The sequence below is a fragment of the Streptomyces sp. KR80 genome, from assembly GCF_052245555.1.
Taxonomy (GTDB): Bacteria; Actinomycetota; Actinomycetes; order Streptomycetales; family Streptomycetaceae; genus Streptomyces.
Map to the genome: position 1 here is coordinate 1 of NZ_JBQQCD010000006.1, position 14,565 is coordinate 14,565.

12 protein-coding genes are annotated in these 14,565 nt (G+C 71.9%); 5 read left to right on the top strand and 7 right to left on the bottom strand.

The window, feature by feature from the left end:
* Positions 1–44: 44 nt before the first annotated feature.
* From ACTWQI_RS11140 to ACTWQI_RS11150, 3 genes are read right to left on the bottom strand one after another with little or no spacing between them, the layout of a single operon-like run.
* Complete coding sequence (locus ACTWQI_RS11140) at positions 45–1,256, bottom strand: MAB_1171c family putative transporter (protein WP_443269648.1); 1,212 nt, start codon at positions 1,254–1,256, stop codon at positions 45–47.
* Positions 1,249–1,839: a hypothetical protein gene (locus ACTWQI_RS11145; RefSeq protein ID WP_443269908.1), complete on the bottom strand. Its 591-nt coding sequence runs from the start codon at positions 1,837–1,839 to the stop codon at positions 1,249–1,251. Before ACTWQI_RS11145 ends, ACTWQI_RS11140 begins: the two co-directional genes overlap by 8 nt.
* A 58-nt stretch (positions 1,840–1,897) precedes the next feature.
* Positions 1,898–2,422, bottom strand: a complete 525-nt coding sequence (locus ACTWQI_RS11150; protein WP_443269649.1) for a helix-turn-helix domain-containing protein — start codon at positions 2,420–2,422, stop codon at positions 1,898–1,900.
* A gap of 311 nt (positions 2,423–2,733) precedes the next feature.
* Between ACTWQI_RS11150 and ACTWQI_RS11155 the strand changes: the two genes are divergently transcribed.
* Complete coding sequence (locus ACTWQI_RS11155) at positions 2,734–3,513, top strand: Fpg/Nei family DNA glycosylase (RefSeq protein ID WP_443269650.1); 780 nt, start codon at positions 2,734–2,736, stop codon at positions 3,511–3,513.
* Positions 3,514–3,522: 9 nt separating this feature from the next.
* Positions 3,523–4,314, top strand: a complete 792-nt coding sequence (locus ACTWQI_RS11160; RefSeq protein WP_443269651.1) for an HAD-IIA family hydrolase — start codon at positions 3,523–3,525, stop codon at positions 4,312–4,314.
* Positions 4,315–4,363: 49 nt separating this feature from the next.
* Here ACTWQI_RS11160 and ACTWQI_RS11165 read toward each other — a convergent pair whose 3' ends face one another.
* From ACTWQI_RS11165 to cobF, 3 genes are all read right to left on the bottom strand, one after another.
* A complete protein-coding gene (locus tag ACTWQI_RS11165; RefSeq protein WP_443269652.1) occupies positions 4,364–5,386 on the bottom strand; it encodes a zinc-dependent alcohol dehydrogenase family protein in 1,023 nt (340 codons plus the stop codon).
* Positions 5,387–5,390: 4 nt separating this feature from the next.
* Positions 5,391–6,314 (bottom strand): hypothetical protein, encoded by a 924-nt coding sequence (locus tag ACTWQI_RS11170; RefSeq protein ID WP_443269653.1) that lies wholly within the window; start codon positions 6,312–6,314, stop codon positions 5,391–5,393.
* Positions 6,315–6,507: 193 nt separating this feature from the next.
* Positions 6,508–7,314 carry a precorrin-6A synthase (deacetylating) gene (gene cobF, locus ACTWQI_RS11175; RefSeq protein ID WP_443269654.1) on the bottom strand — a complete coding sequence of 269 codons (807 nt, stop codon included), beginning with the start codon at positions 7,312–7,314 and terminating at the stop codon, positions 6,508–6,510.
* 171 nt (positions 7,315–7,485) lie between these two features.
* Here cobF and ACTWQI_RS11180 point away from each other — a divergent pair, with 171 nt between their 5' ends.
* The 3 genes from ACTWQI_RS11180 to meaB are packed head-to-tail and all read left to right on the top strand — an operon-like array spanning position 7,486 to position 12,588.
* A complete protein-coding gene (locus tag ACTWQI_RS11180) occupies positions 7,486–9,363 on the top strand; it encodes a methylmalonyl-CoA mutase family protein (protein ID WP_443269655.1) in 1,878 nt (625 codons plus the stop codon).
* Entirely contained in the window at positions 9,363–11,588 is a 2,226-nt protein-coding gene (gene scpA, locus ACTWQI_RS11185) for a methylmalonyl-CoA mutase (protein ID WP_443269656.1), read from the top strand. Before ACTWQI_RS11180 ends, scpA begins: the two co-directional genes overlap by 1 nt.
* Before the next feature lie 16 nt (positions 11,589–11,604).
* Entirely contained in the window at positions 11,605–12,588 is a 984-nt protein-coding gene (gene meaB, locus ACTWQI_RS11190; protein WP_443269657.1) for a methylmalonyl Co-A mutase-associated GTPase MeaB, read from the top strand.
* 156 nt (positions 12,589–12,744) lie between these two features.
* On the opposite strand, the gene ACTWQI_RS11195 is transcribed toward meaB, so the two are convergent.
* Positions 12,745–14,433 (bottom strand): PHP domain-containing protein, encoded by a 1,689-nt coding sequence (locus ACTWQI_RS11195; RefSeq protein ID WP_443269658.1) that lies wholly within the window; start codon positions 14,431–14,433, stop codon positions 12,745–12,747.
* Positions 14,434–14,565: the final 132 nt, after the last annotated feature.

Here is a 14,565-nt window from a genome sequence, read left to right on the forward strand (position 1 = left end):
GACCCCCGTGCTGGGCCACCTCCGTCTCAGGCACCGCCGCGCCGTCAAAGGCGCTGTGCGGTGCTCCGCTCACGGAGCTCGTCGAGTACGGCGTCCACCAGCGGCAGCCGGTAGACGTCCGCGACGAGCGCCAAGTGCTCGTGTTCCGCGGCCGGTTCCGCGCCCGTCGCCACCACGATGCTGGTGGCGCTGCGGGCCGGCACATGTCCGACCGCCTGGTTCTGCAGGCCGCGGCGGAGGCCGACGGCCTCGGCGACGGCTGCCGTCCGCCGCTCGTCGAGCCCGGCCTCGGCCGCCTTCTCCCGGGCGCTGTCGAGCGCGTCGGCCTCGACATGGCATCGGACCGCCCGCTGAACGTCCCGGATCTCCGCCATCCGCCGGTTCGCCCGCCACTCCAGATCCGCGAAGGGCCACCAGACCGACCAGGGGGAGCGCTCGATGACCACATCCGGAGCGCCTGCGGTGACAGTCCGCCAGAGCGGCTGTAGCCGCCGCAGCCTGCGCCAGGCCGATCCCCGGGGCCCCATGGCAGGGAGCGCGAAGCCGGTGAGGACCAGCAGCGCGGCGACCGAAGCGCTCATCGGGGCCACGCCGTTGGAGAGCCAGTGCAGATCCCGGCCCGCCCAGGAGAAGGCGAAGCCGATGAGCTTGCAGGCGCAGTAGACCAGGCCCAGCCAGCAGCCGGCGGCGATTACCCGCAACCCGCGGGCGAGCCAGGAGCGGCCCAGGCTCGCGGCGTACCGCGGGCACATGATCCCGAGCCCGGCGAGACCGGCTCCGAAGATAGCCAGATACAGCACCAGGAAGGCGACCACGCCCGGCGCCGTTGCGTACGCGGTGCTGAAGTCGCGCGGGTGCTCCACAGAGTCCGGGCGGCCCACGGCGAAACAGACGAGCGCCACCGTCCACAGCCCTGCGGCGACGGCCAGGCCGATGCGGGACCGCCGGGCCGCGCGGGCGCGCGCCGCCTCGCTGTCGCGCACGGTCCACCGCATGAGAAGCACCAGGGCCCCCATGGCGAAACCCACCACGGACGAGTAGAGGAAGGCCATCGCCAGATTCGGCACGCCGGTGATCCGGTCGAACCAGCGGTACACGCTGGGTGCGGAGAGGAGGAACACCGTCGCGACCCCGCCGGTCATGACACAGGCCAGTCCGAGGTCTGCGTTGCGGCGGTCGCGCAGCCAGGCCCGGGTCTTGTATCCGACGATCGTCCACGCCACGGCGGCGAAACCCAGATAGAGGACGTCAAACATGCGCGCCCCCGCTCCGGTCGGTCCGGTTGCCGCCGCGGCTCCGCTCTCGGCGCACATGCTGCAGCGCGGGGCCGAGGGAGGCGGCGAGTTCGGCCGCCGGACCCTGCAGGGGCAGACCGTGGTCGGTGGACGAGGGCACCACATGCTCCATCAGCAGGGTGCCCAGCACCTCGGTCTCGCGCTCGGCCGCGTTGTCGTAGCAGTTGTGCCGGGCGAAGCCCATGGTCAGGCCCAGGCGCCGCATCGCCGTGGCCACGTCCACCGACGGTGTCCACACCTTCAGGGCGTCCTCGGTGACCGCCGGATCCTGCTCGTGGCCGAGCAGAAGATGGCCGATTTCGTGCAGCACGATGTGGACCTGGTGCCACGGCGAGGTCCTGAGCTCGTAGAAGACCCAGTAGGCGTCGTCCGTGGTGGCCGTCATGCCGGAGACGACGCCGTCGAGGCTCATCGGGACGAGATGGATGGGGCGGCCGATGCGCCGCGCGACGACGTCGCACAGCCCGTGCAGATCAGTGGTGGCGGGCAGCGCGAGCTCATTGATGAGCTGCTTGCACCGCCGGCGCACGCCTCCCACGTTCATGCCCTCGCCGTCCTCCTCGCCGGTACGTCGCCAGGTGTAGAAGAGCCGGACGTCTGCCTCATCGCCCTCCACGGGAGGCCTCACCACCCGCATCGCCTGGGCCGGCCGCCGGCTGGTCCGGGTCGGCCGGGTCCGAGGGGAGGTTCATCTGCTGCCGGAACTGGGAGATGATCGTGGTGAGGCTGTCCTGGACTTCCGGCGGCAGGCCCACCGAGCGCAGCGCGATCGCGCGGACCCGCTGGTCGCGCATGGCGACCAGGAACTGCACTTCCTCCTCCACCCGTTCGGCCTGCGCCTCGGAGAGATCCCCCATCAGATAGCCGACGGGGACGGCGAAGAACTTGGCCAGCGCGCGCAGGATGTCCGGGCTGGGGTTGGCACGTTTGGCGTTGCGCAGCATCGACAGGTACTGCTCGGTGAGGGAGACCCCGCCGTACTCCTCGGTCCGGCGACTGATCTCCTCCGCCACATACGCGTTCGTGTACGGGGCACCTGGGGGGTGCATGTTTGCGAACAAGTAGTTGAGCCGCCCCGCGAGCGCGCTGCCCGCGGCCTTCGGCGACTCGTCCCCCCCGGCTGCCATCTGCACCGCCCTTCGCAAACCCCGACTGGTATCGCCCCCCAGCTACGTCTCCCAGCAAGTGCTGGGGGTGTCCCCAGAGGTGCCCCCACCGCATGCTCACCGGCAGTTAAGTCGAGGGCATCCGCGCGATGCATACTGCCACGCGCGAACGCTCAGCACCAGCCCGACCCCGGACGGTAGTTGGGGTATCTCACTTAACCAGCAGTTGGGCGGATGGGTCCGGGGAGGAGGTCCGTCCTGGATCTGCGGAGCCAGCACATCCCCGGCCGCGATCGAGAGCGCGAACGCGCGCCTGGTGGGATCCTGGGGGTATGCCCGAGCTTCCGGATGTCGAGGGGTTCCGGCAGACCCTGGCCTCGTGCGGGACGGGCCGGCGGATCGAACGCGTCCAGGTGGCCGATCCGGGCGTACTGCACGGGGTGAGCGCGCGACGGCTGCGGCGCGACCTGGAAGGCCACCGGTTCACAGACCCGGAGCGGCACGGGAAGTGGCTGCTCGCCCGCACCGACGGGCCCACCGTCCTGCTCCACTTCGGCATGACGGGGCGTCTGGACTGCTGCTCGCCGTCGGATCCGCCTCACCCGCACGACCGCGTGGTGTTCGACGTCGACCACGAGCAGCTGCGCTATCGCGACCAGCGCAAACTGCAGGGCATCTGGCTCGCCGACGGCCCGGCCGTCGAGAAGATCCTGGCCGAGCAGGGGCCGGACGCCCTGGATGTGGGCCGGGCCGAGTTCGAGGAGCTGCTGTCGGGGCGGCGCGGACGGATCAAGGCGGTGCTGACCGACCAGTCCGTGATCGCGGGCCTGGGCAATCTGCTCGCCGACGAGATCCTCTGGCGGGCGAAGCTGCCTCCGGGCCGCAGGGCCGCCGACCTCGGCAGTGCGGAACGACGGCGGCTGCACACCGAGATGCGGCGCGTACTGCGGTCGTCCGTGCGCGCCGGGTGCGTCCCTCCCCGGAACTCCTGGCTGACCGGACGCCGTGACGACCCCGACCCGACGTGCCCCCGCTGCGGCGGCCATCTGCGCCGCAGCCGGATGGGCGGGCGCAGTACGGTCTGGTGCCCCCGCTGCCAGCCCGAGGGTTAGGGTCGGGCCATGGAGCACATAGGGGCGATATTGATCGACATCGACGGCGTGTTGACGGTGTCCTGGAAACCGCTGCCCGGAGCGGTCGCCGCCCTGGAGCGGATCCGCGCCTCGGACCTGCCGTTCGCGCTGCTGACCAACACCACGTCCCGTACCCGTGCCGCCATCGCGAACACGCTCGCCGACGCGGGCTTCCCGGTCGGCGTCGACGACATCGTCACCGCCCCTTCGCTCACCGCCGCGTATCTGGCCGAGCACTATCCGGGGGCGCGGTGCGCGCTGCTGAACAGCGGTGACATCAGTGCGGACCTGCCCGGGGTGACACGTGTCGGTCTGGACGACGACGCGCCGGACGTGGTCGTCCTCGGCGGTGCCGGACCCGAGTTCGGCTATGCGGCCCTCAACCGGGTCTTCGGGCACCTCCAGCGCGGTGCCCACCTGGTCGCCATGCACCGCAACCAGTACTGGCGCACCGACGAAGGGCTGCAGCTCGACACCGGAGCCTTCCTGGCGGGCCTGGAACAAGCCGCCCGCACCGTGGCGGAGGTCGTGGGAAAGCCCGCGGAGGCATTCTTCGCCACCGCACTGTCACGGCTCGGAGCCGAGCCCGCGCAGGCGCTGATGGTGGGGGACGACATCGACGCCGATGTGCTCGCCGCCCAGCGCCAAGGGATCACCGGGGTGCTGGTCAGGACCGGTAAGTATGCGCCCGAGACGCAGCGGAGCGCCCAGGGCACGCCCGACCACGTCCTGGACTCCTTCGCCGACCTGCCGGGCCTCCTGGAGCAGCTGAGCGGCTGAGCCATGCCCTAGGCCCCGTCGACGACAGAACGGTCGTCGAGGGCGAGCTTCATACCTCCTCGTCCCGGACCAGCACGGCCACCCCCGTGACCCGGCCCGCGGCCAGATCGGCCAGTGCCCGGTCCGCACGGCTCATGGGATAGCGGGTCAGCCGTACACGGGGCCGCGACCGCGCTGCCTCCGCCAGGAAGGCCCCCCCGTCCTCGCGGGTGTTCGCGGTGACGCTGCGCAGCGTCCGCTCCTGGAACAGGTGCCGTGCGTAGTCCAGACCGGGGATGGCGGTGAGATGCACGCCTGCCACCGCGAGCGTCCCGCCCCGGTCCAACTGGCCCAGCGCGACCGGCACCAGGTCGCCGACCGGGGCGAAGAGGATCGCGGAGTCCAGCGGCTCCGGAGGGTCCGCCGGGCCGGCCGAGGCCGCCCCCAGCTCCAGCGCCAGCCGCTGCGCCTCCCGCCCCCGGGTGACCACATGCACCGTGGCGCCCCGCGCGAGGGCGAGCTGGGCGGTCAGATGGGCCGAGGCCCCGAAACCGTAGATGCCCAGGCGCCCGCCGGGCGGCAGCTCGGCGCGCTGCAGCGCCCGGTACCCGATGATGCCCGCGCACAGCAGCGGCGCGGCCTGGTCGTCGGCCCAGTCGGCCGGCAGGCGGTAGACGTACCGGTCGTCGGCCAGGACATGCGAGGCGTAGCCGCCGTCGATGTCCCAGCCGGTGTAGCGGGACCGGGGGCACAGGTTCTCCCGGCCGGACCTGCAGTAGCGGCACGCGCCGCAGGTGCCCGCCAGCCACGCGGCGCCCACGCGGTCACCGGGTGAGAAGCCTTCGCTGGCCTGACCCGCGGCGATCACCAGGCCGACCACCTGGTGGCCCGGTGTGCACTGCGGCCTCCGGGGTGGAAGATCTCCCTCCGCCAGGTGCAGATCGGTCCGGCACACGCCGCACGCGAGCACCTCCAGCAGCAGGTCGTGCGGGCCGGGCGACGGAATGTCGCGCTCCACGAGCTGCAGTGGCGACGAGTCGATCGGCCCGGGCCGCATCACCACCCAGGCGGATGACGATGTCCCGGCGGCCATCCCGTCAGCCGCCGTTCAGCAGATCCTCGACCGGGAACGCGGCGGCATGCTCCGTGGGGCGCGAGAGATACAGCTCGACGTGGTAGTAACCGGTGCTCTCCTTGCCCTCGGGGGAGAGCCCGCGGGCCATGACCGCCTCTACGGCGTGCCGCTCTTCGTGCGCGTCGCTGAAGCGGCGCTGCGGAAAGGTCCGCGGCGCCTTCTGCGTGACCAGTCCGAAGCGCGCGAGGGTGTCCGCGATCGGCCCGTAGCCGACCGTGCGGAGGACGAAGGCGGCGACCCACACCGGACCGTCGATGTGCGGAACGATCTGCTCGAAGGTCCGGCTGGTGATGTAGCCGACGCCGCCGGTCACCGTGATCAGATGAACCGGGTGCAGCGTGCGGACCAGGTCCGCACTGGGTTCCTTGAGCTCCAGGTCCTCCCCGAACCCCTCGTCCAGCAGGCCCGCGGTCCGGGCGTACGCGACCGCGTTGCGCGCCGCGTCCAGGCCGATCACCCGGGTGGCGAGCGGCAGGCGGCGCTCGGCGTAGAAGGCCCGGTCCTGCTCGACCAGCTGGTCCCGGGTGAGACCGGCCGTACGGGGCGAGGTGTGGCGGTCGTACAGGTCGTCCAGGGTCACGTCGTGGCACAGCAGCGCCGCGTTGACGCCGTACGAGCAGCAGACGTCCACCACGGTGGCCGGCCGGTCCAGCCCGCTGATCGGCGTGCGGGCCTCGATCAGACGCCGGAAGATCTGCTGGGCGTGGTGCGGCGTCCGGTACTCCAGCGGCCGCAGCCGCCGGAAGTAGTCCCGCGGGTCGGGCCGGTCGTAGATGTCGTCGAACGACGTCTTTCCCAGCCTTCGGGCGGACGACGGCATGGCCTCGTCCGCGGCGGTCTCATACGCGTTGTTCCGGATGCCGGTCATCGCAGCCTCGCAGTCCACGGGTGAGTCGGTATCACCGGCCACTTCTATCGTCGCAGGGATCCCTGGGATACGGCGCGGCGACGGAACCGGCCACCATGTCCCGTTGACGCTTCAACGGTTCTGGGCCGATGTCCTCCCGCCCGGAGGAGTTGGGCGCCGTCGCGGACCTGGACCCCACCCTGGAGCCGATCGCCGCCGTGCCGCCCGCGGGTCAGTCGTCCGTCCGGCCCGGGTCCCGGTCACCTCGGTGGTCCGGGTCGCGGCGCAGCAGATAGGTGTCCATGATCCAGCCCTTGCGCCGCCGTGCCTCGTCCCGCGCGGCCTCGATCCGGTGCGCGACCTCCGACAGCCTGCCGGAGACGAGGATCTCGTCGGCCGTTCCCACGTAAGCGCCCCAGTGGATGTGCAGGTCCTCGTCCCGGAACCTGGTGAAGGCGCCGTGCGCGTCGAGCATGACGACGACGTCGTCGGCGTCGGCGGGGAACCCCTCGGACAGCCGCCTGCCGGTCGTGATGTGGACCGGCCTGCCCACGCGGTTGAGACCGGTGCGATGCCTGGCGGCCATTGCCGAGACGCTGCTGATGCCCGGGACGACCTCATGGTCGAAGGACACCGTGCCCCGGGCGAGGATGTCCTCCAGAATCCCCAGCGTGCTGTCGTACAGCGCCGGGTCGCCCCACACGAGGAAGGCGCCGCACTCGCCGTCCGCCAGCTCCTCGCGGATGAGCCGCTCGCAGATGTCGGCCCGTCGGCGGCGCCAGTCCTCCACCGCGGACGCGTACGCCGCCGGGGCGGCCGTACGGTCCCGTTCCGGATCGCGCGCTTCCACCAGCCGGTACGGCCGGTGGTGCCCGGCGTGCCGCTGAAGGATGTCGCGGCGCAACTGGACGAGATCCGCCTTCTCCTGCCCCTTGTCGAGGATGAAGAAGACGTCGGCCGAGCCGATCGCCTTCACCGCTTGGAGGGTCAGATGGTCGGGGTCGCCCGCTCCGATGCCGATGACGAGGATCTTTCGCACGGCCCCGAGTCTGCCGTACGCACCGGCCGAGCCCGCCCGGTGTTCGCTCGCCTGCGGGCGCTGTGACACCGGCCGGCCGTTCGGCGAAGGGTGCCCCGGGCATCGATAGAGGTCAAGGTCACATCCGAGCGGACTGCTGCTCAGGGGGTCGCCTCCCCTAGCCTTCCGTTCATGACGGTCCTGCCTGATGACGGGCTCTCCCTGGCCGCCGAGTTCCCCGACGCCACCCGTGAGCAGTGGCACCGCCTGGTCGAGGGCGTGCTGCGCAAATCGGGTCGGGACGGGCTCTCGGGTACTGCGGCCGAGGACGCGCTCTCCACCGAACTCCAGGACGGGCTCACCACCCGTCCGCTGTACACCGCCGAGGACGGCGCCGAGGCCCCCGGGTTTCCGGGCTTCCCGCCCTTCGTACGCGGCGGCAGGGCGGAGGGGACGGCCGTCTCCGGATGGGATGTGCGCCAGCGCCAGGCCCACCCCGACGCGAAGCGGACGAACGAGGCGGTGCTCACCGACCTCGAGAACGGCGTCACCTCCGTGTGGCTCGCCGTCGGCGAGGAGGGCATCCCCGTCGAGGGCCTCGCCCAGGCGCTGGACGGCGTCTACCTTGACCTGGCGCCCGTCGTCCTGGAACCGGGCGCGGCCTTCGAGGCGGCCGCACGCGAGCTGTTCCGGCTCCACGAGGAGCGCCGGGTGCCGCCGCGGGCCGCACTCGGCAATCTCGGCGCCGACCCGCTCGGACTGGTGGCCCGCACCGGCCGGGACAATGACCTCCAGGCGCACGGGGAATCCGCCGCCGCACTCGCCGCGCTCTGCGATCGCGACCACCCCGGTGTCCGGGCACTCGTCGTGGACGCCCTGCCGTACCACGAGGGCGGCGGTTCGGCCGCCGAGGAGCTGGGCTGCTCGCTGGCCACCGGAGTGGCCTACCTGCGCGAGCTGACGGCCGCCGGTCTGTCGGTCGACGCGGCCTGCGCCCAGCTGGAGTTCCGCCTCGCCGCCACCGCCGACCAGTTCCTGACGATCGCGAAGCTGCGCGCCGCGCGCCGTCTGTGGTCCCGCGTGGCAGAGGTCTGCGGGGCCGCTCCGGCCGCCGCGGCGCAGCGCCAGCACGCGGTCACCTCCCGAGTGATGATGACCCGTCGGGACCCGTGGGTGAACATGCTGCGGACCACGGTCGCCTGCCTGGGCGCCGGGGTCGGCGGCGCCGACTCCGTCACCGTGCTGCCCTTCGACAGCGCGCTCGGTCTGCCCGACGCCTTCGCCCGGCGCATCGCCCGTAACACCTCCTCGATCCTGCTGGAGGAGTCCCACCTGGCCCGGGTCATCGACCCGGCGGGCGGCTCCTGGTACGTGGAGCGGCTCACCGACGAACTCGCCCGCGCCGCCTGGGACTGGTTCCAGGAGATCGAGCGTGCCGGGGGCCAGGCGGCCGCCCTGCGCTCCGGGCTGGTCGCGGACCGGTTGGCGGCCACCTGGGAGCGCCGCTCCGAGGACCTCGCCCACCGCCGTGAACCGATCACCGGAGTCAGCGAGTTCCCCCATCTCGCCGAGGAGCCGGTGGAGCGCGAGACCGCGCCCGCCGCACCCTCCGGCGGACTGCCGGCCGTTCGCCGGGACGAGTCCTTCGAGGCCCTGCGGGCCCGTTCCGACGCCCATCTGGCCGCCACCGGCGCCCGACCGCGGATCTTCCTGGCCACCCTGGGCCCGGCGGCCGCGCACACCGCGCGGGCCACCTTCGCCGCCAACCTCTTCCAGGCCGGTGGCATCGAGCCGGTGCTCGCCGACGGCGACCGGGAACTCGCCGAGGCCTACCCGGCCAGCGGCGCCACGGCCGCCTGCCTCTGCTCCAGCGACACGCTCTACGCGGAGCAGGCGGAGGCCGCCGCTGCGGAGCTCAAAGCCGCCGGCGCGTCCCGGGTCTACCTCGCGGGACGGCCGGGTGAGCAGCGGGATGCCTATCTGCGGGCCGGCGTCGACGCGTTCGTCTTCGCCGGCGCCGACGCGGTCGCGGTCCTGTCCGCGGCCCTCGACGACATGGGAGTGGCGTGATGCAGGGCAGTGCGGGCGAGCCCGCGGCGATCCCCGACTTCTCGGGCGTCGAGCTGGAACCGGCAGGATCCTCGACGGTCACCGGTGACCAGTGGCGTGCCGCGCTGAAGGAGAGCACCGGCAAGGGCGACGACGACCTGCTGTGGGAAACCCCTGAGGGCATCGGCGTCAAGCCGCTCTACACCGCCGAGGACCTGGCCGGACTGGACTTCCTGGCCACCTACCCGGGCATCGCGCCGTACCTGCGCGGCCCGTACCCGACCATGTACGTCAACCAGCCCTGGACGATCCGCCAGTACGCCGGGTTCTCCACGGCCGAGGAGTCGAACGCCTTCTACCGGCGCAATCTCGCGGCGGGCCAGAAGGGCCTGTCGGTTGCCTTCGACCTGCCGACCCACCGGGGCTACGACAGCGACCACCCGCGGGTGACCGGCGATGTCGGCATGGCGGGCGTGGCCATCGACTCGATCTACGACATGCGGCAGCTCTTCGACGGCATCCCGCTGGACAAGATGAGCGTGTCGATGACCATGAACGGCGCCGTGCTGCCGGTGCTGGCGCTCTACATCGTGGCAGCGGAGGAGCAGGGCGTGCCGCCGGAGAAGCTGGCGGGGACCATTCAGAACGACATCCTCAAGGAGTTCATGGTCCGCAACACCTACATCTACCCGCCGCAGCCGTCGATGCGGATCATCTCCGACATCTTCGCGTACACCTCGCAGAAGATGCCGCGCTACAACTCCATCTCCATCTCCGGCTATCACATCCAGGAGGCCGGGGCGACGGCGGACCTGGAGCTGGCCTACACGCTCGCCGACGGCGTGGAGTATCTGCGCGCCGGTCTGGGGGCTGGCCTGGACGTGGACGCGTTCGCGCCCCGCCTCTCCTTCTTCTGGGCGATCGGCATGAACTTCTTCATGGAGATCGCCAAGTTGCGGGCGGCCCGCCTGCTGTGGGCCAAGCTCGTCAAGCGGTTCGATCCGAAGAACGTCAAGTCGCTGTCGCTGCGCACCCATTCGCAGACCTCCGGCTGGTCCCTGACCGCGCAGGACGTCTTCAACAACGTGGCGCGCACCTGCGTCGAGGCGATGGCCGCCACACAGGGCCACACCCAGTCCCTGCACACCAACGCTCTGGACGAGGCGCTGGCCCTGCCCACGGACTTCTCGGCCCGGATCGCCCGCAACACCCAGCTGCTGCTGCAGCAGGAGTCCGGGACCTGCCGGGTCATCGACCCGTGGGGCGGCAGCGCGTACGTCGAGCGGCTCACCCACGACCTCGCCCGCCGCGCCTGGCAGCACATCGAGGAGGTCGAGGCGGCGGGCGGCATGGCCGCGGCCATCGACGCCGGTATCCCCAAGCTGCGGGTCGAGGAGGCGGCGGCCCGCACACAGGCCCGTATCGACTCCGGGCGCCAGCCCGTCATCGGGGTCAACAAGTACCGGGTCGGGGGCGACGAGAACATCGAGGTGCTCAAGGTCGACAACTCGTCCGTGCGGGCCCAGCAGATCGAGAAGCTGCGCAGGCTGCGCGAGGAGCGTGACGAGGCGGTGTGCCAGGACGCCCTGCACGCCCTCACCCGCGCCGCGGAGTCCGGTTCCGGCACCGGCCTGGAGGACAACCTCCTCGCCCTCGCGTTGAACGCGGCCCGCGCCAAAGCGACCGTGGGCGAGATCTCGGACGCCCTGGAGAAGGTGTACGGGCGGCACTCCGGGCAGATCCGTACGATCTCCGGGGTGTACCGGGAGGAGGCCGGAGTGTCGTCCGGAGTGGAGCGCACGCGGGCCCTGGTGGACGCCTTCGAACGCGAGGAGGGTCGTCGGCCGCGCATCCTGGTCGCCAAGATGGGCCAGGACGGCCACGACCGCGGACAGAAGGTGATCGCCACGGCCTTCGCCGACCTCGGCTTCGACGTCGACGTCGGCCCGCTGTTCCAGACCCCGGCCGAGGTCGCCCGGCAGGCGGTCGAGGCGGACGTCCACATCATCGGCGTGTCCTCGCTCGCCGCCGGTCACCTGACCCTCGTGCCGGCGCTGCGCGAGGAGCTGGCGGCACAGGGCCGGGAGGACATCACCATCGTGGTCGGCGGGGTCATCCCGCCCCAGGACGTCGAGACGCTTCTGGAGATGGGCGCGGCCGCGGTCTTCCCGCCCGGCACGGTCATCCCCGATGCGGCCCACGACCTGCTGAAGACCCTCGCCGGGGTCCTCGGCCACGAGCTGTGAGCCCAGGGCCCCTCGAATGACCCGGACCATCGACATCGATGCGTACGCCAAGGGGGTACTCGACGGCTCCCGGGCCCACATCGCCCGGGCGATCACCCTCGTGGAGTCCACCCGGGCCGACCACCGGGAGCTCGCCCAGCGGCTGCTGATCGAACTGCTGCCGCACACGGGCGCCGCCCGGCGGGTCGGGATCAGCGGGGTTCCGGGCGTCGGCAAGTCCACCTTCATCGACGCCCTCGGCTCCCTGCTGACCGGGATGGGACACCGGGTCGCGGTGCTCGCCGTCGACCCGTCCTCCACCCGTACGGGCGGCAGCATCCTCGGCGACAAGACGCGGATGGAGCGGCTCGCCGCCGACCCCGCCGCCTTCGTCCGGCCCTCGCCCAGCGCGGGCACGCTGGGCGGGGTGGCGCGGGCGACCCGCGAGTCGATGGTCGTCATGGAGGCGGCAGGCTACGACGTGGTGCTGGTGGAGACGGTCGGCGTGGGCCAGTCCGAGACCGCCGTGGCGAACATGGTCGACTCCTTCCTGCTGCTCTCGCTCGCCAGGACCGGCGACCAGCTCCAGGGCATCAAGAAGGGCGTGCTGGAGCTGGCCGACGTCGTCGCCATCAACAAGGCCGACGGCCCCCACGAGCGGGACGCCCGGTCGGCCGCCCGTGAACTGGCCGGTGCGCTGCGGCTGTTGCGGTCGCCGGACGCGGAGTGGAACCCGCCGGTCCTCACCTGCAGCGCCCGCGAGAGCAGCGGTCTTGACACCGTGTGGGAGCGGCTGGAGCAGCACCGGAAGGTGCTCGATGCGACGGGTCGTCTCGCGTCGAAGCGGCGGGAGCAACAGGTCGACTGGACCTGGTCGATGGTCCATGACCAGCTGCTGGCCCGGCTACGGGACCACCCGGAAGTCCGGAGGGTCGCCCCTGACCTGGAACGACAGGTCCGCGACGGCGAGTTGACCGCCACGCTTGCCGCGGAACGGCTGCTCGCGGCGTTCGGCCAGTAGCCCGCCCCTGGCTGGGCCCGGTTCGGCTTCCCCTGGCTGCGCCGTCGCGGCGGCAAGCGATTCCCGCCGCGAGGGCGAGTAACCACCACGGTGGAGTCCGGCGGTGCCGAGCTCACAGCAATCGGTGGTCCAGCCTCCCGGCTGAGAGCCGGACCGTCAGCGGACGACGTCCACGAAGATCGGGTTCGTATAGAGCCAGGTGTCGGCCCACGGGTCGCCGTTGCCCGGCTCGTGGGGGAGTGGACCGTGCGGATCGACGCGGACCCCGAGCGGGCCCGGCCCGTTCCGCCGGCCGTCGCTGCCGCGCAGCCGCAGATAGCACGGCTCCTCGACCCGGCCGACCGGGATCCGGAGGGTGTACGTCCCTGTGCGGCCGGAGACGTCGGCCGTGTGCACGACGCGGGTGTCCGGCGCCCGCCACGCGTTGCGGTCCCACGCCGGGCCCCGCACCGCCCCGCGGATCACGTCCAGGTGGGCGAGTTGCGGCAGAACGCCGTGGAAGTTCGGCCGGGACGCGGTGGTGACGGTGACCGTGAGAAGGAGCCGCTCACCTGGCCGTACGCGCAGCCGGCCGCCGAGTGTCACGCCGCACTCGTGGCCGTCCCGCCGGTGCAGCCGTACGTCGATGCCGTCGATCAGCTGGCCGTGGTCGACCCAGACGCGGCCGGCGCGCAGGCCCGCCATGACCTCGCGGTAGCCGTACCGCGTCACGCCGACGTGGGTGCGGCTGAACTGACCGGGCCAGAAGTCGCTGCCGGGCTGCGGGCGGTCGGTGTTCACCGGATCGGGCAATTTGCCCGTGTTGTCGAAGTTCTGCCCCTCCGGCCAGTCGCCGTTGCGCCAGGTGTCGTGGACCGTCCGGTGGTTGTCGGAGTTGGTGGTGATCGAGAAGAGCCGGCCCTCGGACAGCAGGGCGTCCCACATGCCGCCCACCGTGGCGGTCATCCAGTCGAAGCCGCCGTGGGTCAGATACGCCTCGGCCGGGTAGCCGGGCCAGGACTGCGCGGTCGGCTTGTTCTCGTACTCGCCGCGCACGCTGGTGGCGCCGCCCCAGCCGGGCAGGGCGGCGCCCTGGGCGCCGGGCGCGCCCTCCATGCCGATCATGATCTCCGGTGCGGCGTCCCGCCAGGCCCGCAGCTCGTGTGGGGAGTCGATGCCCAGCCGGGACGGGTGGTTGGCGAGGACGAGCACATCGTCGACGTAACCGCTGCGACGCCGCTCGGCGAGCCACTTGATGGCGGCGACCGCGTGCGCCTCGTTGCCTGGCGTGTCGGGGTGGCCGGGGGAGCCCTCGGAGCGGCGAAGCAGCTTCCCGTCGTAGACGAGCTCGAACTGCCGGAGAAGTTCGGCCTCGTGGGGCCCGGGGGCCGAGAAGACGGTGGCGTGCTCGGCCGCGGGGATGTACCACTCCAGGCCCTGGAAGATCAGCATGCGCGGGTTCTCGAGGCGGGCGGATATCACCTCCTGGCGCTCCGCGAGCGCTCCACCGGCTTCGGCGTGCCCCACGTTGCTGTGCTCGGTGAAGACCATCCAGTCGAGGCCGAACTGCGCCCCTCGCTGCGCGAGCTGGGAGAAGGTGTACTTCGCGTCGTGGCTGTAGACCGAGTGCACATGGTGGTCGCCGACCAGATACACCAGATCCGGATCGCCGTCCGGCCGGTGCCCGTCCTCGGGGTCGGGGGAGGGGGCGGCGGACGCGGGCGATGCCGCGGTGAACGCGGACGCACCGGCGAACGCGGTGCCGTAGAGGCCCGCCCGGCGCAACAGCCCCCGCCGGGAAACGCCCTGGGCGTCCAGCGCCTCGGCAGGCACGCGGGGATCGGCCCACTCAGGAAGGGGAGGCATGGGGGTCGGCATGGCGGAGGTTCCCTGGTCGCGTGGACAACGATGTCAGGACCGTACGAGCGTTCCGCCGCCACGGCATGTGGTGGGGGAGATGAGGAGATGAACGGCCGGTGTCCAGCGCACTCGTCGTCC